Consider the following 19043-nt stretch of genomic DNA (forward strand, 5'->3'; position numbering starts at 1 on the left):
CTTCGATGCCAAGGCGGGCATGGCGCTGGACGAGACGTTCGTGAAGGTCGTGGCCTGGTACGACAACGAATGGGGCTACGCCGCCAAGTGCCTGGAGATGGCGCGCATCGTCGCGCGCGGTTGAGCCTCACTCCCCATCCCACGATTGCCCAAGGAGGTGCCCCATGGCCCTGATCACCCTGCGCCAACTGCTGGACCACGCCGCCGAGCACGGCTACGGCCTGCCGGCCTTCAACGTCAACAACATGGAGCAGATCCATGCCATCATGCAGGCGGCCGACGCGGTGGATAGCCCCGTCATCCTGCAGGGTTCGGCGGGGGCGCGCTCCTACGCCGGGGAGCCGTTCCTGCGCCACTTGGTCGCCGCGGCGGTCGAGGCGTACCCGCACATCCCGATTTGCATGCACCAGGACCACGGCGCCTCGCCGGGCGTGTGCATGCGCTCGATCCAGTCGGGCTTCAGCTCGGTGATGATGGACGGCAGCCTGCTGGAGGACGGCAAGACCCCGGCCAGCTACGAGTACAACGTGCGCGTCACACGCCAGGTGGCCGACATCGCGCACGCCTGCGGCGTGTCGGTGGAGGGTGAGCTGGGGTGCCTCGGCAGCCTCGAGACCGGCAAGGCCGGCGAAGAGGACGGCCACGGCGCCGAGGGCGAGCTGGACCACTCGATGCTGCTGACCGACCCGGACGAGGCCGCCGACTTCGTGCAGAAGACCCAGGTCGACGCGCTGGCGATCGCCATCGGCACCAGCCATGGCGCCTACAAGTTCACGCAGAAGCCCACCGGCAAGGTGCTGCGCATCGACCGCGTCAAGGCCATCCACGCCCGCATCCCCAACGTGCACCTGGTGATGCACGGCAGCTCCAGCGTGCCGGAGGACTGGCTGGCCATCATCAACATCTACGGCGGCGACATGGGCACCACCTATGGCGTGCCGGTGGAGGAGATCGTCGAGGGCATCAAGCATGGTGTGCGCAAGGTCAACATCGACACCGACCTGCGCATGGCCGCCACCGGGGCGATCCGCAAACACCTGGCCGAGGACCGCAAGAATTTCGACCCGCGCAAGTTCTTCAAGGCCGCGACCCAGGCGATGAAGGCCATTTGCCAGGCGCGCTACGAGGCCTTCGGCAGCGCCGGCATGGCCAGCCGCATCGGCACGGTTTACAGCCTGGACGCCATGCGCCAGCGGTACGAAAAAGGCGAGTACGCGCCCCGGGTGTCCTGAACGGCGGCCGCCGTGCGACGGCGGCTCGGGCGACAATTCGCCCATGATTCCGATCAAGACCGAATCCGCGTGGCGGGGCACGGCCGACTGCAAGACGTGCGGCATCCGCGACATGGTGCTGTTTGCCGACCTCAACGAGCAGGACTTCAACCTCATCCACGCGCCCATCGACGACTTGGTGTTTGCGGCGGGACAGTCCCTCTACCACGAGGGCGAGGCGGCGTTTGGCGTCTTCACCTTGCGCAGCGGCCTGGTCAAGCTGGTGCGCAGCACGCCCGACGGGCGCCAGCGCGTGCTGCGCGTGCTGCGCCCGGGCGACGTGGTCGGCCTCGAGGCGCTGGCCACCAGCCGCTACGACAGCGAGGCCACGGCGCTGACCGAGGCATCGCTGTGCCGCATTCCCACCGACGTCGTCCACCGCTTGGCGCAGAACTCCCCGCGTCTGCACTGGCGGCTGTTGCAGAAGTGGCAGCAGGCGCTCAGGGAGGCGGACGACTGGCTCGCCGCGCTCAACTTCGGCACGGCGCGCCAGCGCGTGGCCAATTTCATCCTGAAGATGCGCCACGCCACCGACCCGGGCGTGGTGACGCTGTTCTCGCGCGAGGACATGGGCGCCATGATGGACCTCAAGCTCGAAACCGTCAGCCGCGAAATCAGCGCCCTGGTCCGTGCCGGTGCCATCGAGCCGCTGGACCGCCTGGGTCGGCTCTACCGCATCGCCGACGAGAGCGTTCTCAAGGCCGCCGTGGCGGGCTGACGGCGCCGGCGGATCACAGCTCTTCCACGCGGCGGGGGGGATAGGTGTCCCAACCCTGGCAGCCGGGGCAGTGCCAAAAGTACTGGCGCGACTCGAATCCGCAGGCCGCGCAGCGGTAGCGTTTGAGGGGTTCGCCGGCGCGCTCCAGCGCCCGCCGCACCAGCGGCTCTTCGTCGGCGGTGCCGAGCGGCACCCCGGCCAGCCACAGGGTGGCCGCGACCAGGGACGGCTCCTGACGCAGATGGGCGATGTAGCGCTGGCGTGCCGTCGCCGCATCCGGGTCCAGCGTGGCCAGCGCCTGCGTGACGTCCAGCGATGGCGCATGCGCTTGCGCCCAGTCGGCCAGCCGGCTGCGCGCCCGCTCGGGCGTGCCCGCCATCAGGGACCACTGCGCCAGGCTGTGCGCGATCAGCGGAACGTGCTCCGGGCAATGGTCGGCCAAGGCCTCCAACGCCGCCAGACCGCCATCGACATGCCCGAGCGACTGGCGCAGATCGGCCAGCGCCGCCCACGCCCGCGCCGACTGCGGCACCTGATGGACCAGCGACTCCAGCAGCGCCAGCGCCTCGGTCGTGTGCCCCTGGCGGTGCAGCGCGGCCGCCTGCTCGCAGCGGTGGTGCGCCAGACGCAGGCGAAAACTCCCGCGGTCGCTGCCTTCCAGCGCCTGCGCCATCTCGGCCGCGCGGGCCCAGTCGCGCGAACGTTCGTGGATGCCCAGCAAGGCGACCTTGGCGTCGGTGTCGTAGCGCGAGCCGAGCAGGGCGGTGAAGGCCGCCTCGGCCCGATCCAGCAGGCCCGCTTTCAGGAAGTCGAACGCCAGCGCGTGCTGCGCCCGTTCGCGCTCGCGCGGCGGCAGGTCGGCACGGGCCAGCAGATGCTCATGGACCCGGACCGCCCGGTCGTAGTCGCCCCGGCGGCGGAACAGCCCGCCGAGCGCAAAGTGCAACTCCGCCGCGTCCGGGTCGTGCCGCACCGCCTCGATGAAGGCATCGATGGCCTGGTCCTGCTGCTCGTTGAGCAGGTGGTTGAGGCCGCGGAAATAGGCCCGCGGCGCCTGACGGCTCTCCAGCCGCCACTGCCGCAGATCGAAGCGCGAGGCCAGCCAGCCCAGCGCGAACGCCACAGGCAGCGCCCACAGCAGCCACGAGAGGTCAAACCCCATGGGGCGGCTCTTCCAGCGCGGGCGCGGCCGTGGACGATGCGGGAGTGGTGGGGGGCGTGGCCGTGCTGCTCTGGCGGGCCGTTCTGCGCGCGCGCCACCACAGCGGCGCCATCACCGCCATGCCCAACAGCACACCGGCAAACAGGACGAGCAGCAGCACCAGCACCAGCGGGGCCTCCCACTGCGCCCCGAACAGCCCGTGCACGCGCACCGGGGCCTGGTTGTTGATCGCCAACGCGAAGATGAGCAGGAACACGGCCGCCTTGAGCAGCCAGCCCAGTACCCTCATGTCGCCCCCCGCTGCGGCCCGTCGACGGCTTCCCGCAGGGCTTTGCCGGGCTTGAAGTGCACCATCCGCTTCGGGGGGACGTCGACCTGCTCGCCCGTGCGGGGATTGCGCGCCTGCCGCGCGGCGCGCTCGCTGACCGAGAAGCTGCCGAAACCGCGGATTTCGATGCGCTGCCCGGCCACCAGGCTCTCCGTCATGGCTTCCAGCAAGGTTTTGACCGCGGCCTCCGCATCGGATGCGGTCAAATGCGGGTAACGCTCGGCCAGGGCATCGAACAGATCGCTGCGGTTCATGCCGCCATTATGCCCAGCAAAGCCGGCGTGCGGCAGGCGGCCGGCCCACGGCGGCCCCCATGAAAAAAGCCCGGCGGGGCGACCCCGGCCGGGCTGTGGTGCGCGCGGCCCGGGGGCGTCCCGGGTCGGGCGGTGCGGGATCAGCCGTTTTGGCCGTCCAGCTTGGCGCGCAGCAGCGCGCCCAGGTTGGTGGTGCCGGCGTTGCCGGGGGTCTGGCTCAGGTTGGCCATGGCTTCCTGCTGGTCGGCGGCGTCCTTGGCCTTGATCGAGAGCTGGATGCCGCGGTTCTTGCGATCGACGTTGACGATCACGGCCGTGACCTCGTCGCCCACCTTCAGCACATTGCGGGCGTCCTCGACGCGGTCACGCGAGATCTCGCTGGCGCGCAGATAGCCGACGATGTCCTGACCCAGGTCGATTTCGGCGCCCTTGGCATCGACGCTCTTGACCGTGCCGGTGACCGTCGCGCCCTTGTCGTGGATGGACACGAAGGTCGTGAACGGATCGGCGTCGAGCTGCTTGATGCCCAGGCTGATGCGCTCGCGCTCGACGTCCACGCCCAGCACGACGGCCTCGACTTCCTGGCCCTTCTTGTAGTTGCGCACGGCGGTCTCGCCCGGTTCGTTCCAGGACAGGTCGGACAGGTGCACCAGACCGTCGATGCCCGACTCCAGGCCCACGAACACGCCGAAGTCGGTGATCGACTTGATCGGGCCCTTGACCTTGTCGCCGCGCTTGTGGGTGTCGGCGAACTCCTGCCACGGGTTGGGCTTGCACTGCTTCATGCCCAGGCTGATGCGGCGCTTGTCCTCGTCGATGTCGAGCACCATGATCTCGACCTCGTCGCCGATGGATACGATCTTGTTGGGCGCGACGTTCTTGTTGGTCCAGTCCATCTCGGAGACGTGCACCAGACCCTCGATGCCGGGCTCCAGCTCGACGAAGGCGCCGTAGTCGGCGATGTTGGTGACCTTGCCGAACAGGCGCGTGCCGGCCGGGTAGCGGCGTGCCACGCCCAGCCACGGGTCGTCGCCCATTTGCTTGAGGCCCAGGCTGACGCGCTGGCGCTCGGGGTCGAACTTGAGCACCTTGGCCGTGACTTCCTGGCCGACTTGCACCACCTCGTTCGGGTGGCGCACGCGGCGCCAGGCCATGTCGGTGATGTGCAGCAGGCCGTCGATGCCGCCCAGGTCGACGAAGGCGCCGTACTCGGTGATGTTCTTGACCACGCCGGTGACGATGGCGCCTTCCTTGAGGGTCTCGAGCAGCTTGGCGCGCTCTTCGCCCATGCTGGCCTCGATGACGGCGCGGCGGCTGAGCACGACGTTGTTGCGCTTGCGGTCGAGCTTGATGACCTTGAACTCCATGGTCTTGCCCTCGTAAGGCGTCAAATCCTTGACGGGGCGGGTGTCGACCAGCGAGCCCGGCAGGAAGGCGCTGATGCCGTTGACCATGACCTTGAGGCCACCCTTGACCTTGACGGTGGTGGTGCCGGTGACGAATTCGCCCGACTCCAGCGCCTTCTCGAGCGCCATCCACGAGGCCAGGCGCTTGGCCTTGTCACGCGACAGAATGGTGTCGCCGTAGCCGTTTTCGACGGCTTCGACCGCGACGGCGACGAAGTCACCGACTTGAACTTCGAGTTCGCCCTGATCGTTCTTGAACTCGCTCAGGGGGATGTAGGCCTCGGACTTCAGCCCTGCGTTGACGACCACATGGTTGTGGTCGATGCGCACCACCTCGGCGGTGATGACTTCGCCGGCGCGCATTTCGGCGCGCTTGAGCGACTCTTCGAACAGGGCGGCAAACGATTCAGACATGCAGATTCCTGGGTGCCGCGGTCGTCCGGGACCGGCGGCGGTTGGGTTGTCACCCGAACGGGCGTCGGGTGGTGGGTTGTCGAACCCTCCGGCGTGCGGACATGTCATCCGGCTGCGCCCTCGGGGCCCTGCAGGACCGGCCGTCGGGCCGAGGCGGACGCCCTCAGCCACCGAACGGTCGGCTGCGCTGCCACCACGTCAGCACGGTGTCCACCGATTGCTCGATGGTCTGCTCCGAGTTGTCGAGGGCAAGCGCGTCTTCGGCGGGCTTGAGCGGCGCGGCCGCGCGCGATCGATCGCGCGCATCCCGCGCCTCCAAGTCGGCCAAAAGACCATCAATGCTAGCAGTTTCACCGCGCGAAATCAACTGCTCGTAGCGGCGCCGGGCGCGCGTGGCGGCGCTGGCCGTCAGAAACACCTTGAGCGGTGCGTCCGGAAAGACCACCGTGCCCATGTCGCGCCCATCGGCCACCAGACCGGGCAGGCGCCGGAACCCCCGCTGCAGCGCCAGCAGGCCGGCGCGCACGGCCGGCACGGCCGACACGCGCGACGCCGCCATGCCCGCCGCTTCGCTGCGCACCGCGTCGGTGACGTCGTCCCCCGCCAGCCAGATGCGCCCGTCGGCAAAGCGCACGGGCAGCCGCTCGGCCAACGCCCCCAGGCGCTGCGCCAGCGCGGGGTCGGCCAGCGCCGCCTCGTCCGTGGGCAGACCGGCCCGCTCGGCAGCCAGCCCGACCACCCGATAGAGGGCGCCGGAGTCCAGCACGTGGTAGCCCAGGCGGTGGGCCACGGCGGCAGCCAGCGTCCCCTTGCCCGAGGCGGTGGGGCCGTCGATGCAGATCACCGGAATATCGGCCGGCGCGGCCTCCACCACCGACCACAGCGTCTCGAAATAATCGGGGAAGGTCTTCCCGACGCACTGCGGGTCCAGGATGCGCACCGGCACCCGCGCGGGATTGAAGGCCGCCAGTGACGCACACATGGCCATGCGGTGGTCGTCGTAGGTGTGGATGGCGGCGGCCCGCCAGCCGCGTCCGTCGGTGCCCAGCGGGTGTACCCGCAGCCAGTCGGGGCCTTCGTCCACGGTGGCGCCCAGTTGGCGCAGTTCGGCGGCCATGGCGGCGATGCGGTCCGTCTCCTTCACGCGCCAACTGCCGATGTGGCGCAGCGTCGTCGGGCCGTCGGCATACAGCGCCATCACCGCCAGCGTCATGGCGGCATCGGGGATGTGGTTGCAGTCCAGATCCAGCGCACGCAGCGGCCAGGCCCCGCGGCGCACGTGCAGGCGGTTGGCTTCGCCCTCGACGAGGGCGCCCATGGCCTGGGCGGCCTCGACGAAGCGGATGTCCCCTTGGATGGAATCCAGCCCCACGCCTTCGATGGTGACGGGAGCGTCGGTGGCGGCAATCGCCCCCAGGGCGACGAAGTAGCTGGCCGACGAGGCGTCGCCCTCGACATGGATGCGCCCCGGCGTGGTGTAGCGCGCCCCGGCGGGAATCGTGAAGCGGGACCAGCCCTCGCGCTGCACGTCCACGCCAAAGCGCGCCAGCAGGCGCAGGGTGATCTCGATGTAGGGCTTGGAGATCAGCTCCCCCACCACCTCGATGGTCACGGTGCGCGTCTGCGCGGCCAGCGGCAACGCCAACAGCAACGCGGTCAGAAACTGGCTCGAGACATCGCCGCGCACCCGGATCGGCGCGTCCAGCCGCAACGGCGTCGGGGCGGGGGCGCCGACCGCCAGCGGCGGATAGCCGGGTTGGCCCAGGTCCTCGATGGTGCCGCCCAATTGGCGCAGGGCGTCCACCAGGTCGCCGATCGGGCGCTCGTGCATGCGCGGCACGCCCGAGAGTTCGAAACGCCCCCCCTGCAAGGCGGTGAGCACCGTCAGCGCGGCGGTCAGCGGCCGCATCGCCGTGCCCGCATTGCCCAGAAACAGGCGCGCCTCGCGCACGTGCAGCCGGCCGGCCAGCCCGCGCACGCGCACCGTGGTGGGCCCGAGTCGCTCCAGCCCGCAGCCCAGCGTCGCGAGGGCCTCCAGCATCACCCGCGTGTCGTCCGAGTCGAGCAGATCCTCGATCACCGTCACGCCGTCGCACAGCGCGGCCAGCAGCAGCACGCGGTTGGAGATGCTCTTGGAGCCGGGCAGCCGCACGCTGCCGGCAGCGCGCGTCAGCGGGGGGATGTCGAGGAAGGCGGTGCGGTACATGGGGGATCGGATGACGGGGGCGCGGCGGCGTAGGCGCCGGCGGCCCATTGGGTGCGGATGCGGCTGGCCTCGGCGATCAGCTCGCGCAGGGTGTGTGCGTCGCCCGCGTCCAGGGCGGCTTCGAACGTGTCCAGCGCCGCGCGGAAGTGCCGGGCCTGCGCCCGCACCTGGGCGGCGTTGGCGAGCAGAATGTCGCGCCAGACGTCGGGGTCGCTCGCGGCGATGCGGGTGAAGTCGCGAAAGCCCGGCCCGGCCAGTCCCAGGAAATCCGCCGCGCAGGGCTGCCCCGCCAGCGCCCGCACCGCGGCGAAGGCCAGCAGGTGCGGCAGGTGGCTGACGGCGGCATAGGCGGCGTCGTGCGCCTCCGGCGTCATGGTGCGCACGCGCGCCCCCAGGGCCTGCCACAGCGCCTGGGCGCGCGCGGTCAGGGCGGGGGCGGTCTCGGCCAGTGGGGTCAGGATCACTTGGCAGCCGCGGTACAGATCCGCGCTGGCATGCTCCACGCCGGCGCGCTCCTTGCCAGCGATCGGGTGTGCCGGCACGAACTGGCCCAGCCGGTCGGCCAGCGCCTGGCGCGCGGCCGCCACCACATCGCCTTTGGTCGAGCCCACATCCATGACCAGGGTGTCCGGGCCGATCAGGGGGCGGATGGCCCGCAGCGTCTCGCCCGTCGCGGCGACCGGCACCGACACCAGCACCAGGTCGGCACCGGAGGCAGCCAGCAGCGCCGAGGGCGCTTCGACGTCGATCACGCCCAGCGTACGGGCGCGAGCCAGTGTCTGCGGCGAGCGGGCATAGCCCACCACCCGCTGCACCAATCCGGCGGCCTTGAGGGCCAGGGCGAACGAGCCGCCCATCAGCCCGCAGCCAATCACGCCCAGTTGCTCGAATCGGGGCGGCGCCGCGGGCGTGTCGCGGTCAACCGTGGTGGGGGAGGGCGTGCTCATCGCCCCCTCATTCCGACACCGGATAGGCGCCCAGCATCTTGTAGAAAGCGCACAGGCCTTGCAGTTCTTGCAGGGCGGCGGCCACATGGGGCTGGGACGGGTGCCCGGCGAGGTCGATGTAGAAGTAGTACTCCCACTGGCCGGATTTGGCCGGGCGGGACTCGAAGCGCGTCATCGACACGCCGTGCGCCTTGAGCGGGCGTAGCAGATCGTGCACTGCCCCCGGGCGGTTGGGGACCGACACCACCAGGCTGGTGCAGTCGCGCCCGCTGGCCGGGGGGGTGGCCATGGTTTGCGGCAGGCAGATCACCGCAAAGCGCGTGCGGTTGTAGGCCTCGTCCTGGATGGCATGCGCCACGATGTGTAGCGCGTACTGGGCGGCGGCCCGTTCGCTGGCGATGGCGGCCCAGGCGGGGTTCGTCGTGGCCAGCCGCGCCCCCTCGGCGTTGCTGGCCACGGCACGGCGCTCGGCGTGTGGCAGGTGCGTGGACAGCCAGCCCTGGCACTGCGCCAGCGCCTGCGGATGGGCCATCACCACCTCGATGCCGTCCAGGCTGGGGGTCTGGCGCAGCAGGTTGTGCCGCACCAGCAGGCTGATTTCGCCCACGATGTGCACCGGCGAGCGCAGAAACAGGTCCAGCGAGCGCGCCACCACCCCTTCGGTGGAGTTTTCCACGCCGACGACCCCAAACTGCGCGGTGCCCGCCGCAGTGGCGTGGAACACCTCATCGAAGCTGGGGCAGTAAATCAGGTCGGCGGCGCTGCCGAAGTAATCGATCGCCGCCTGTTCGCAGAAGGTACCCTCGGGGCCCAGCACCGCGACCCGCAGCGGGGCCTCCAGCGCCAGGCAGGCCGACATGATCTCGCGCCATATGGCGGCCACATGCTGGTTGCGCAGCGGCCCAGGGTTGGCCGCTTCGATGTTGGCGATGACCTGCGCCACGCGGTCGGGCCGGAAGAAGGGCGAACCCTCGGCCCGTTTGACCTCGCCGACGGCTTCGGCGATGCGGGCGCGTTCGTTGAGCAGTGCCAGCAGTTGTCGGTCGATGGCGTCGATCTGTTGGCGCAGGGCCAGCAGCCGGGGGCTGGCGGCCGGCGAGGGCGGGGCGGTCGGGGACGGGGTTTGGGAGTCGTCGGTCATGTCGGGCCGCTGAGGGGGCCGGGCCGTCGGCGCTCAGGCGTCGCGCTCGAAGTCCCGCAGGTAGTCAACGAGAGCCTCCACTCCCGCCATCGGCATGGCGTTGTAGAGACTGGCACGCATGCCGCCCACCGACTTGTGGCCCTTGAGCTGCAGCAGCCCGCGCGCTTCCGCCCCGCGCAAAAACGCGGCGTTGCGGGGGTGGGCGGGGTCCTGCAACGGCGCTCCGTCGTCGCCGCGCAGGAAGAAGGGGATGTTCATGCGCGAGCGGCAGGCGGGATCGACCCGGTTGACATACAGGGATGAGCCGTCGATCGCGTCGTACAGGCGCTGTGCCTTGGCAATGTTGCGCGCCTCCATCGCCGCCACGCCGGTGAGCGCCCCTTCGCGCTGCGCGAGCAGCCACTGGAAGGTCAGTCCGGCGACGTAGATGGCGTAGGTGGGGGGCGTGTTCAGCAGCGAATCGGCGTCCGCCAGGGCGCGGTAGTCGAACACGCTGGGGCAGATCGGCAGCGCATGGCCCAGCAGATCCTCGCGCACCACGACGATCGTCAATCCGGCTGGGCCGATGTTCTTTTGTGCGCCGCCGAAGGCCAGGCCGACGCGGCTCCAGTCGATCGGGCGCGACAGCACATGCGACGAAAAATCGATCACCAGCGGCGCGTCGCTGCCCAGCGCGGCCAAGTCCGGCAGGGTGTGGAACTCCACCCCGTGGATGGTTTCGTTGCTGCACAGGTGCACATAGCTGGCGTCTGCGCTCAACCGCCACGTGGCCGGGTCGGGCAGCGTGGTAAAGCCCGTGTCGGCAGCGCTGGCGGCGATGCGGGCCTCGCCGTAGCGCGCGGCTTCCTTGGCGGACTTCTGGCTCCAACTGCCGGTCAGGACGAAGTCCATCGCCCGCGCCGGGCGCCGCCCGGCCAGGTTGAGCGGCACCATCGCGTTGTGCGCCAGGGCACCGCCCTGGCTGAACAGCACCTTGAAGTGCGCCGGAATGGCCAGCAGGGTGCGCAAATCGCGCTCGGCCTGCTCGGCAATCGCCATGAAGGCCTTGCCGCGGTGGCTCATTTCCATCACGCCCATGCCGCTGCCGTGCCAGTCGAGCATTTCGGCCGCCGCCTGTTCCAGCACCGCTTCGGGCATGGTGGCCGGGCCGGCCGAGAAGTTGTAGGGACGCCGTGCCACCGTGTCAGCCCTCCGTGCCGTCCGCGTCCGCGGGCGGGGGGGCGTCCTCGCCCTCATCGTTGTCCGCGATGCGCTGCAGGCCGCTCAGGCGGTCGCCGTCGTCCAGCGCGATCAGCGTGACGCCCTGCGTGGCGCGGCCCAGCTCGCGGATCTCCGCCACCCGCGTGCGCACCAGCACGCCCCGGTCGGTGATGAGCATGATCTCGTCCTCCGGACGCACGAGGGTGGCCGCAACCACGCGCCCGTTGCGCTCCGATTGCTGGATGGCGATCATGCCCTTGGTGCCGCGGCCGTGGCGCGTGTACTCGGTGATGGAGGTGCGCTTGCCGTAGCCGTTTTCGGTGGCGGTCAGCACGCTCTGGCTCTCGTCCTCGGCCACCAGCATGGCGATGACGCGCTGGCCGTCCTCCAGTGCCATGCCCTTGACGCCGCGCGCCTGCCGGCCCATTGGGCGCACGTCGTTCTCGTCGAAGCGCACCGCCTTGCCCGCGTCCGAGAACAGCATCACGTCGTGCCGCCCGTCGGTCAGCGCCGCGCCGATCAGGTAATCACCCTCGTCCAAATCGACGGCGATGATGCCGGCCTTGCGCGGGTTGCTGAACTCGTCCAGCGCCGTCTTTTTGACCACGCCGTGCGCCGTGGCCATGAACACATAGTGATCGGCCGGAAAGCTGCGGAACTCGCCGGTCAGCGGCAGCACCACGTTGATCTTCTCGCCCTCGGCCAGCGGGAACATGTTGACGATCGGCCGCCCGCGCGCGCCCCGCCCGCCGGCAGGGACTTCCCACACCTTCAGCCAGTACAGCCGCCCGCGGTTGCTGAAGCACAGAATCCAATCGTGCGTGTTGGCGATGAAGAGCTGGTCGATCCAGTCGTCGTCCTTGGTGGCGGTGGCCTGCTTGCCGCGCCCGCCACGGCGTTGCGCGCGGTACTCCGACAGCGGCTGGCTCTTGATGTAGCCGGCGTGCGACAGGGTCACCACCATGTCCTGCGACGCGATCAGGTCCTCGGTGTCGAGTTCCTGCGCGTTGTGTTCGATGTGGCTGCGGCGGGCGCCGGCTTTGCTCTGGCCAAACTCCGCCCGGATGGCGCGCAGTTCGTCGCCGATGATGGCAGTCACCCGCTCGGGCCGCGCCAGGATGTCGAGCAGATCGTCGATCTGCGCCATCACTTCCTTGTACTCGGCGACGATCTTGTCCTGCTCCAGACCGGTCAGGCGCTGCAGCCGCATCTGTAGGATCTCCTGCGCCTGCGTCTCCGACAGCGCGTAGAGCCCGTCGGCCTGCAGCCCGTAGGCGCGCGCCAGCCCCTCGGGGCGGTAGTCGTCGGCGTTGACCGTGCCGCCGTCGGCGCGCGCGCGCGTCAGCACCGCGCGCACCAGTTCGCTGTCCCAGCGGCGCGCCATCAGCTCGGCCTTGGCCACCGGCGGGGTGGGGCTTTCGCGGATGATGCGGATGAACTCGTCGATGTTGGCCAGCGCCACCGCCAGACCTTCCAGCACGTGGCCGCGCTCGCGCGCCTTGCGCAGCTCGAACACGGTGCGCCGCGTCACCACCTCGCGCCGGTGCTGCAGGAAGATGTCGAGCAGATCCCTCAGGTTGCACAGCTTGGGCTGGCCATCGACCAGCGCCACCATGTTGATGCCGAAGGTGTCCTGCAGCTGCGTGTGCTTGTACAGGTTGTTGAGCACCACCTCCGGCACTTCGCCGCGCTTGAGCTCGATGACCACGCGCATGCCGGACTTGTCGGACTCGTCCTGGATGTGCGCGATGCCCTCGATGCGCTTGTCGCGCACCAGCTCGGCGATGCGCTCCAGCAGCACCTTCTTGTTGACCTGGTACGGGATCTCGTCGACGACGATGGCCTGGCGCTGGCCGCGGTCGATGTCCTCGAAGTGGCAGCGCGCGCGCATCACCACGCGCCCGCGCCCGGTGCGGTAGCCCTCGCGCACGCCCTGGATGCCGTAGATGATGCCGGCGGTCGGGAAGTCCGGCGCCGGGATGAAGGTCATCAGGTCGTCGACCGTCGCCTCGGGGTGGGCCAGCAGGTGCAGGCAGGCGTCCACCACCTCGTTGAGGTTGTGCGGCGGGATGTTGGTGGCCATGCCCACCGCGATGCCGGCCGAGCCGTTGACCAGCAGGTTCGGCAACCGTGCCGGCAGCACCAGCGGCTCGCGCTCGCTGCCGTCGTAGTTGGGGCCGAAATCGACCGTCTCCTTGTCGATGTCGGCCAGCATCTCGTGGGCGATCTTGGCCAGCCGGATCTCGGTGTAGCGCATCGCCGCGGCGGCGTCGCCATCCACCGAGCCGAAGTTGCCCTGGCCGTCGATCAGCATGTGGCGCAGGCTGAAGTCCTGCGCCATGCGCACGATGGTGTCGTAGACCGCGCTGTCGCCGTGCGGGTGATACTTACCGATGACATCGCCGACGATGCGCGCCGACTTCTTGTACGGCCGGTTCCAGTCGTTGCCCAGCTCGTGCATCGCGTACAGCACGCGCCGGTGCACGGGCTTCAAGCCATCGCGGGCGTCGGGTAGCGCGCGCCCCACGATCACGCTCATTGCGTAATCGAGGTAGCTGCGGCGCATCTCCTCTTCAAGGCTGACGGGCAGGGTTTCTTTGGCAAACGAAGTCATGGGAACGCCGCATGGGTGCGGACGGCCAGGCCGATGCCCCGCGTCCGACGAGCGCCGCCAAGGGTCTGGCGGGCAAACCGCTTTATTGTAAGGAACGCGCGCGGGCCGGCCGTCGGGTGTGTGCCGGGGGTGTGTCTGTTGTTCGTGGGCGACACTGGGGCGGGGGCATTGTCGCGTTGTTGCCGCGCTGTGGCCGGCCGGTGCTTGGCATAGGTATCGCTTATGGCACAATGGATTCACAGCCGACAGGTTTTGCCTGGGTTGTTGGCTCGCTCACAATCTCCCGTCTCGTCCCCAAGACCAAGAGGAACCCAATGAACAAGTTGACCAAGATCGCAGCGCTGTTTGCGACGGCCGCCATGGCCTCTGCCGCCGGCGCTCAGACCATCGACAACTGGCGCAACGGCACCGGTGACTTGGTGTGGAAGAACGGCACCAACGAGCTGTGCTGGCGCAACGCCAACTGGACGCCCGCCACCGCCGCCCAGGGCTGCGACGGCGCCATCGTGCCGGCCCCTGCCCCTGCCCCGGCCCCGGCGCCGGCCCCCGCTCCGGCGGCTGCCCCGGCCCCGGCGCCTGCTCCGGCTCCGGCCCCCGCTGCTGCGCCGGCGCCCGCCAAGGTGACGTACGCCGCCGATGCCTTCTTCGACTTCGACAAGGCCGTCCTCAAGCCCGAAGGCAAGGCTCGCCTGGACGATCTGGCCGAGAAGGTCAAGGGCATCAAGCTGGAAGTCGTGATCGCGGTCGGCCACACCGACTCCACCGGTCCCGACGGTTACAACCAGAAGCTGTCGGTGCGCCGCGCCGAGGCCGTCAAGGCGTACCTGGTGAGCAAGGGCATCGACGCCAACCGCATCTACACCGAAGGCAAGGGCGAAACCCAGCCGGTGGCGGACAACCGCACCCGCGAAGGCCGCGCCAAGAACCGTCGCGTGGAAATCGAAGTCGTCGGCACCCGCTGATCGGCATCGATGGGCGCCCGGCGCATCTGCAGCCGGGCGTCGTGTCCATGTGGCCGCGCCAGCGGCCGACGCGAAGCCCCGCCCCGGCGGGGCTTTCGCTTTTGGGGCGGTGGTGGGTGTTCCGGCGGGCGATAATCCACCCATGGATGCACCCCTGAATGCCGATGCGGCCGAATTGGCCAAGTTTTCCGAGCTGGCCCACCGGTGGTGGGACCCCGAAAGCGAATTTCGCCCCCTGCACCAGATCAACCCCCTGCGATTGGGGTGGATCGAGGGTTTGGCCGGCCCGCTGGGTGGCCGTGCCGTGCTCGACGTGGGGTGCGGCGGCGGTATTCTGGCCGAGGCCATGGCCCGACAAGGTGCCCGGGTGCTCGGCATCGATTTGGCCGACAAGCCCCTCAAGGTGGCCCAGTTGCACGCGCTGGAGCAGGGGGTTCAAGGGGTCACCTACCGGCGCATCAGCGCCGAGCAGTTGGCCGCCGAGCAGGCCGGCCACTACGATGTCGTGACCTGCATGGAAATGCTGGAGCATGTGCCCGACCCGGCGTCGGTGGTCGCGGCCTGCGCCACGCTCGTCAAGCCCGGGGGGTGGGTGTTCTTCTCGACCCTCAACCGCAACCCCAAATCGTTTTTGTTTGCCATCGTTGGCGCGGAATATGTGCTGCGCCTGTTGCCGCGCGGTACGCACGAGTACGGCAAATTCATCCGCCCCAGCGAGCTGGCGGCCCACTGCCGGCACGCCGGCCTGGATCTGCAGGCCACCCGCGGGCTGGAATACAATCCGCTGACGCGCCGCTATTGGCTCAGCGACGACACCAGCGTCAACTATCTGTTCGCCACGCGCAGGGGGGCGGCATGACCCGCTGGCGTGGTATCCGCGCGGTGCTGTTCGACTTGGATGGCACGCTGGTGGACAGTGCTCCGGATTTGGGCCACGCGGCCGACCTGATGCGCCAGCGTCGGGGTTTGCCGCCGCTGGACGAGGCCTACTACCGCCCCCGCGCCAGCAGCGGTGCCCGCGGCATGATCGAGGCCGCCTTCGGTTTGACCCCGGAACACCCTGAGTTCGAGGCGTATCGGACGGAGTATCTGGACACCTACGGTCAGGTGCTGACGCGCCGCACGCGGCCGTTTGACGGCGTGGCCGAGCTGATCGCGGCGCTGGATCGCGCGCAGGTCGCGTGGGGGGTAGTCACCAACAAGGTGGAGCGCTTTGCCTTGCCGTTGACCGCCGCGATACCGCTGTTCGCCACGGCGGCCACCGTCATCGGCGGGGACACCACGCCCCACCCCAAGCCGCATCCCGCCCCGTTGCTGGAGGCTGCCCGGCGCCTGCAACTGCCGCCCCAGGCCTGCCTCTACGTCGGTGACGACGAGCGCGACATCGTCGCCGGCCGCGCGGCCGGCATGCCCACCGTGGCGGCGCGCTACGGTTATCTGGGCGTGGCCGCCGATGTCGAGGCCTGGGCGGCCGACGCCATCATCGAGTCGCCGCAGGCGCTCTTGAACTTTCTGGATCTGGCGTAAACTAAGAAGGCACGGGGCTGCATTGGTTTCGACGTGGGTTCGGACCCGCAGCAGGGCATGTCGAGGTGCTGTCACCTCGTTAAACCGCAGCAAAAAAGTAACTGCGAACGACGAACGTTTCGCCCTCGCCGCTTAATCCGGCGAGCCTTGCACCGGTCGGCCGATAGGCCGGGCCGCGGGGGCCGCAAGGTCCTCCGGCAGCAAGGGAACCTTCATCGGCTGGTCGGGCGGCGGGCAACTTGCCGCACGATGAGATCCAAGGTTGCTGGTCCGGGACGCAGCGTGCCGCTGCGCGGCGCCTCGGGCGAGATCCAGTCCAGACGGCTACACATGTAGAACTGCGCGAAGAAGGCTTGCGGACGGGGGTTCGAGTCCCCCCAGCTCCACCATATACAAGGGCCCGGAATATCTCCGGGCCCTTTCCTTTTGGCGTTTCCCCCGGGTGGCGAGGGGAAGTGCTGCGGGTGGCACCTCGCCAGAACGCCCGGAATCTGCCACTTTTCCGTCCAGAGCCGTCTCTTTTCTCCGTTTGGCCTGCGGGTAGGCGCAGTGGGTGCTCTTGAAAAATCAAGTACTTACGCGCGGCATTTCGTGTCAACCAACCCCACCGGTCGGGCAGCACACCGCATCTGCTCTGGCACAAAGGGAACTTATACGTTACCATCAAGCCCATGAGCTACCAGATCAAAGAACTACTGCTGGACGATGGCGACAGCCCCTTCGCAGAGTGGTTCGGTTCGCTGGAAGCTGTCGCCGCCGCCAAGGTGCGCGTGGCGGTGAGTCGCATGGAGCAGGGCAACCTGTCCAACGTCGAGTGGTTTCGCGGCATTGGCGAGTACAAGATCGACTGGGGGCCAGGGTTGCGCATCTACCTGGCCAAGGACGGTCTGAAGATCATCATTCTGATCGGCGGCGGCACCAAGAAGCGCCAGCAGCAGGACATCGACCAAGCCGTGGCGCTGTGGGAAGACTACAAGCGCCGCAAGGCATCCACTAGACAAGGAAAGTGAACATGGCACTGACCCGTGATTTCAAAGAAACCGTGGCCGCGCGCGTGCAGAACGATCCGGCCTTTGCACAGGCGCTTCTGGACGAGGCCATCACCCTGTTCGTCAATGGAGAACCGGAATCGGCCAAGCTGATCCTGCGCGACCTGGTCAATGCCACGGTCGGCTTCGAGGCGCTGGCCGAGGAAATTCACAAGCCCGCCAAGAGTCTGCACCGGATGCTGTCGCAGTCGGGCAACCCGACCATGAGCAACATCTCGGCAGTCTTTGCTGCCATCAAGCGTGCGCTCAAGGTCGAGGTGCACACCCAGATCGTGATGGCCTGAATCAGGCTCAGGGCTAAGGTATCCCGATGCAGGAGAAAAACGAGGCATTCCTTGACGGCGTTCGCATCACGTTGCGGATGACGCCCCAGCAGCGGGACCTGCTGCGCCGCGCGGCAGAAGTTGGAGGGATGCCCGTGTCGACTTTCGTTCTCCACAGCGCCTGCCAGGCAGCAGACCTGCTTCTTATCGAACAGCAGCCCGGGGTACTGTCCCCGACAGTGGAATCCCTGCCGACCTTTACCGAGCCCGCCCGGCAGCGGTGGGAGGCCATCCCTGCCGACATCCGCCAGCGGTTGCTGTCCAACGTCTGGTGCGGGTGCTGCCGTCACGAAGTGACGATCACCAATTTCAGCGGCACCATCAAGGGGCGCGACTTGCTGCTGGTGGGCAAGTGCGCCGAATGCCACGGAGACGTGGCACGGGTGATCGAGGGCGCGTAGCCCGGTCAGGCATCAAACCTCGCCATCACCTCCAGCTGTGCCACCCATTCGGTCGGCATCGAGTGAATGGGGTCCTTGCAGCGAAAATGTCGACCATGACCAGCAAGAAGAAAATCGCTGCCGATCTGCAGTCAGCGCTGTCCGGGCAGAGCCCACTGAGCATCGACCTGTACGTTGAAGTACTGGCCGACTATGAAGATGAGCTGAAAGCATCGCTGGACAAGGACGCCGATGATGCCCTGCTGTGTATGCTGGCCGACGACGGTGATGTCGCGATGATGCTCATCGACTGGGACGGCAGCATCTACCGGAATGAAAACGCGCTGAAGAAGTTGCAAGCCATGTGGCGTCACAGCTTTGACACCAATGTGCAGACCCTTTTGCCCATATTCAGCACCCACATCAGCCAGAAAAACCTGGCGGTGGCGGGCATCAAATGGTTGCCAGCATCAACCGATTGAAGTGGGTTGAAGAACGACGGACCTGTTCACGCATCGAACGCGGTCACCACCTCCCGCTGCGCCACCCAGTCGGTCGGCAGCGGGTTGCGCTGGAACCACAGCAGGCTCATGCACTTGGGCTGCTGACCAGCCAGGATGGCCTGGATGATGGCCGGCTCCAGCAGCGTCAGCCGCAGCAGTTCATTGACGGTCGAGTGGTGCAGGCCTTCGCGCTGGGCGATCTCGCTGCCGCTGGCGACCATTCCATCTTCGAGCAACTGTTGCCAGTAGAACGCGCGTGTCAGCGCCACCAGCAAGGGCTGGTCGTGTTGGGTGGCGACCTTGCCCGGGGCGAGGGTGTCAGGATTTTTGTGTGAGGGGCCTACCATGACGATGTTCAGAAGCCCCCATGCCACGCAAGAAGACCACCCCCGCCGCGAAGCCGGACGCCATTCTTCCCGACGAGCTGCTTGAGAAGCTGATCCCCGGACCGATGGACGCCGCCGGCGTCGAGGCCGTGTTCCAGAAGCTGAAGAAGGCCGTGATCGAGCGCGCCTTGGGGGCTGAGCTGGGCGTGCACTTGGCCAGCCCCGAGGGCGGCTGCGGGAACCATCGCAACGGCCGCAGCGGCAAGACCGTGCTGACCGACGGCGGGCCGCTGCGGATCGAGGTGCCCCGCG

General features: G+C 68.5%; 19 protein-coding genes, 1 other RNA gene and 2 pseudogenes. 12 read left to right on the forward strand and 10 right to left on the reverse strand.

All coding sequences use genetic code 11. From position 1 onward, the window contains the following. The 3 genes and pseudogenes from Tfont_RS12880 to Tfont_RS12890 all read left to right on the forward strand — a co-directional run. A pseudogene (locus Tfont_RS12880) lies at positions 1-124 on the forward strand (type I glyceraldehyde-3-phosphate dehydrogenase); the annotation flags it as partial. A gap of 40 nt (positions 125-164) precedes the next feature. After that, positions 165-1232, forward strand: a complete 1068-nt coding sequence (fba, locus tag Tfont_RS12885) for a class II fructose-bisphosphate aldolase (protein ID WP_143969739.1) — start codon at positions 165-167, stop codon at positions 1230-1232. A gap of 43 nt (positions 1233-1275) precedes the next feature. Further along, positions 1276-1989, forward strand: coding sequence for a Crp/Fnr family transcriptional regulator (locus Tfont_RS12890; protein ID WP_143969740.1), 714 nt, complete (start codon positions 1276-1278; stop codon positions 1987-1989). Positions 1990-2002: 13 nt separating this feature from the next. Here Tfont_RS12890 and lapB read toward each other — a convergent pair whose 3' ends face one another. The 9 genes from lapB to gyrA all read right to left on the reverse strand — a co-directional run bounded on the left by lapB (position 2003) and on the right by gyrA (position 13661). Next, on the reverse strand, positions 2003-3151 hold the full coding sequence (gene lapB / locus Tfont_RS12895) for a lipopolysaccharide assembly protein LapB (RefSeq protein ID WP_143969741.1): 1149 nt from the start codon (positions 3149-3151) through the stop codon (positions 2003-2005). Further along, positions 3141-3440: a lipopolysaccharide assembly protein LapA domain-containing protein gene (locus Tfont_RS12900; RefSeq protein WP_143969742.1), complete on the reverse strand. Its 300-nt coding sequence runs from the start codon at positions 3438-3440 to the stop codon at positions 3141-3143. The genes lapB and Tfont_RS12900 overlap by 11 nt, the downstream gene beginning before the upstream one ends. Next, positions 3437-3733, reverse strand: coding sequence for an integration host factor subunit beta (locus Tfont_RS12905; protein ID WP_068610058.1), 297 nt, complete (start codon positions 3731-3733; stop codon positions 3437-3439). Before Tfont_RS12905 ends, Tfont_RS12900 begins: the two co-directional genes overlap by 4 nt. A gap of 140 nt (positions 3734-3873) precedes the next feature. Then, positions 3874-5553, reverse strand: coding sequence for a 30S ribosomal protein S1 (rpsA, locus tag Tfont_RS12910; RefSeq protein ID WP_068610056.1), 1680 nt, complete (start codon positions 5551-5553; stop codon positions 3874-3876). A 163-nt stretch (positions 5554-5716) separates the two neighbouring features. Beyond that, complete coding sequence (locus Tfont_RS12915; protein ID WP_143969743.1) at positions 5717-7759, reverse strand: bifunctional 3-phosphoshikimate 1-carboxyvinyltransferase/cytidylate kinase; 2043 nt, start codon at positions 7757-7759, stop codon at positions 5717-5719. Further along, the gene (locus Tfont_RS12920) at positions 7723-8706 is read right to left on the reverse strand and encodes a prephenate dehydrogenase (RefSeq protein WP_143969744.1); all 984 of its coding nucleotides are present in this window, start codon (positions 8704-8706) and stop codon (positions 7723-7725) included. Before Tfont_RS12920 ends, Tfont_RS12915 begins: the two co-directional genes overlap by 37 nt. Positions 8707-8713: 7 nt before the next feature. After that, positions 8714-9847 (reverse strand): prephenate dehydratase, encoded by a 1134-nt coding sequence (gene pheA, locus Tfont_RS12925; RefSeq protein ID WP_143969745.1) that lies wholly within the window; start codon positions 9845-9847, stop codon positions 8714-8716. Positions 9848-9880: 33 nt separating this feature from the next. Continuing rightward, positions 9881-10984: a 3-phosphoserine/phosphohydroxythreonine transaminase gene (gene serC, locus Tfont_RS12930; RefSeq protein ID WP_390612483.1), complete on the reverse strand. Its 1104-nt coding sequence runs from the start codon at positions 10982-10984 to the stop codon at positions 9881-9883. Positions 10985-11030: 46 nt separating this feature from the next. Further along, positions 11031-13661: a DNA gyrase subunit A gene (gyrA, locus tag Tfont_RS12935; protein ID WP_143969747.1), complete on the reverse strand. Its 2631-nt coding sequence runs from the start codon at positions 13659-13661 to the stop codon at positions 11031-11033. A gap of 314 nt (positions 13662-13975) precedes the next feature. Between gyrA and ompA the strand changes: the two genes are divergently transcribed. From ompA to Tfont_RS12975, 8 genes are all read left to right on the forward strand, one after another. Beyond that, complete coding sequence (gene ompA, locus Tfont_RS12940; protein WP_068610044.1) at positions 13976-14623, forward strand: outer membrane protein OmpA; 648 nt, start codon at positions 13976-13978, stop codon at positions 14621-14623. A 142-nt stretch (positions 14624-14765) separates the two neighbouring features. After that, positions 14766-15482: a bifunctional 2-polyprenyl-6-hydroxyphenol methylase/3-demethylubiquinol 3-O-methyltransferase UbiG gene (gene ubiG / locus Tfont_RS12945; protein WP_143969748.1), complete on the forward strand. Its 717-nt coding sequence runs from the start codon at positions 14766-14768 to the stop codon at positions 15480-15482. Next, positions 15479-16150 carry an HAD-IA family hydrolase gene (locus tag Tfont_RS12950; RefSeq protein WP_068610041.1) on the forward strand — a complete coding sequence of 224 codons (672 nt, stop codon included), beginning with the start codon at positions 15479-15481 and terminating at the stop codon, positions 16148-16150. The genes ubiG and Tfont_RS12950 overlap by 4 nt, the downstream gene beginning before the upstream one ends. A gap of 13 nt (positions 16151-16163) precedes the next feature. Further along, positions 16164-16539, forward strand: a transfer-messenger RNA (tmRNA) gene (gene ssrA, locus Tfont_RS12955). Between the two features lie 282 nt (positions 16540-16821). Beyond that, entirely contained in the window at positions 16822-17160 is a 339-nt protein-coding gene (locus Tfont_RS12960) for a type II toxin-antitoxin system RelE/ParE family toxin (RefSeq protein ID WP_143969749.1), read from the forward strand. A 2-nt stretch (positions 17161-17162) separates the two neighbouring features. Then, positions 17163-17483 (forward strand): helix-turn-helix domain-containing transcriptional regulator, encoded by a 321-nt coding sequence (locus Tfont_RS12965; RefSeq protein ID WP_024539477.1) that lies wholly within the window; start codon positions 17163-17165, stop codon positions 17481-17483. Positions 17484-17509: 26 nt separating this feature from the next. Next, on the forward strand, positions 17510-17923 hold the full coding sequence (locus tag Tfont_RS12970) for a type II toxin-antitoxin system TacA family antitoxin (RefSeq protein ID WP_143969750.1): 414 nt from the start codon (positions 17510-17512) through the stop codon (positions 17921-17923). A gap of 95 nt (positions 17924-18018) precedes the next feature. After that, complete coding sequence (locus tag Tfont_RS12975; protein ID WP_143969751.1) at positions 18019-18384, forward strand: hypothetical protein; 366 nt, start codon at positions 18019-18021, stop codon at positions 18382-18384. Positions 18385-18410: 26 nt separating this feature from the next. On the opposite strand, the gene Tfont_RS12980 is transcribed toward Tfont_RS12975, so the two are convergent. Beyond that, positions 18411-18752: a hypothetical protein gene (locus tag Tfont_RS12980; protein WP_260682392.1), complete on the reverse strand. Its 342-nt coding sequence runs from the start codon at positions 18750-18752 to the stop codon at positions 18411-18413. 20 nt (positions 18753-18772) lie between these two features. Between Tfont_RS12980 and Tfont_RS12985 the strand changes: the two are divergent. Continuing rightward, a pseudogene (locus Tfont_RS12985) lies at positions 18773-19043 on the forward strand (IS256 family transposase); the annotation flags it as partial.

Source organism: Tepidimonas fonticaldi, assembly GCF_007556755.1.
Classification (GTDB): Bacteria; Pseudomonadota; Gammaproteobacteria; order Burkholderiales; family Burkholderiaceae_C; genus Tepidimonas; species Tepidimonas fonticaldi.

Coding starts and splice junctions, on each gene's coding strand:
- rpsA (WP_068610056.1), bottom strand. CDS start 5,553: ATGTCTGAATCGTTTGCCGCCCTGTTCGAAGAGTCGCTCAAGCGCGCC.
- Tfont_RS12915 (WP_143969743.1), bottom strand. CDS start 7,759: ATGTACCGCACCGCCTTCCTCGACATCCCCCCGCTGACGCGCGCTGCC.
- Tfont_RS12965 (WP_024539477.1), top strand. CDS start 17,163: ATGGCACTGACCCGTGATTTCAAAGAAACCGTGGCCGCGCGCGTGCAG.
- Tfont_RS12920 (WP_143969744.1), bottom strand. CDS start 8,706: ATGAGCACGCCCTCCCCCACCACGGTTGACCGCGACACGCCCGCGGCG.
- Tfont_RS12980 (WP_260682392.1), bottom strand. CDS start 18,752: ATGGTAGGCCCCTCACACAAAAATCCTGACACCCTCGCCCCGGGCAAG.
- Tfont_RS12890 (WP_143969740.1), top strand. CDS start 1,276: ATGATTCCGATCAAGACCGAATCCGCGTGGCGGGGCACGGCCGACTGC.
- fba (WP_143969739.1), top strand. CDS start 165: ATGGCCCTGATCACCCTGCGCCAACTGCTGGACCACGCCGCCGAGCAC.
- gyrA (WP_143969747.1), bottom strand. CDS start 13,661: ATGACTTCGTTTGCCAAAGAAACCCTGCCCGTCAGCCTTGAAGAGGAG.
- serC (WP_390612483.1), bottom strand. CDS start 10,984: ATGCCCGAAGCGGTGCTGGAACAGGCGGCGGCCGAAATGCTCGACTGG.
- pheA (WP_143969745.1), bottom strand. CDS start 9,847: ATGACCGACGACTCCCAAACCCCGTCCCCGACCGCCCCGCCCTCGCCG.
- Tfont_RS12975 (WP_143969751.1), top strand. CDS start 18,019: ATGACCAGCAAGAAGAAAATCGCTGCCGATCTGCAGTCAGCGCTGTCC.
- Tfont_RS12970 (WP_143969750.1), top strand. CDS start 17,510: ATGCAGGAGAAAAACGAGGCATTCCTTGACGGCGTTCGCATCACGTTG.
- Tfont_RS12960 (WP_143969749.1), top strand. CDS start 16,822: ATGAGCTACCAGATCAAAGAACTACTGCTGGACGATGGCGACAGCCCC.
- Tfont_RS12905 (WP_068610058.1), bottom strand. CDS start 3,733: ATGAACCGCAGCGATCTGTTCGATGCCCTGGCCGAGCGTTACCCGCAT.
- Tfont_RS12900 (WP_143969742.1), bottom strand. CDS start 3,440: ATGAGGGTACTGGGCTGGCTGCTCAAGGCGGCCGTGTTCCTGCTCATC.
- ompA (WP_068610044.1), top strand. CDS start 13,976: ATGAACAAGTTGACCAAGATCGCAGCGCTGTTTGCGACGGCCGCCATG.
- Tfont_RS12950 (WP_068610041.1), top strand. CDS start 15,479: ATGACCCGCTGGCGTGGTATCCGCGCGGTGCTGTTCGACTTGGATGGC.
- lapB (WP_143969741.1), bottom strand. CDS start 3,151: ATGGGGTTTGACCTCTCGTGGCTGCTGTGGGCGCTGCCTGTGGCGTTC.
- ubiG (WP_143969748.1), top strand. CDS start 14,766: ATGGATGCACCCCTGAATGCCGATGCGGCCGAATTGGCCAAGTTTTCC.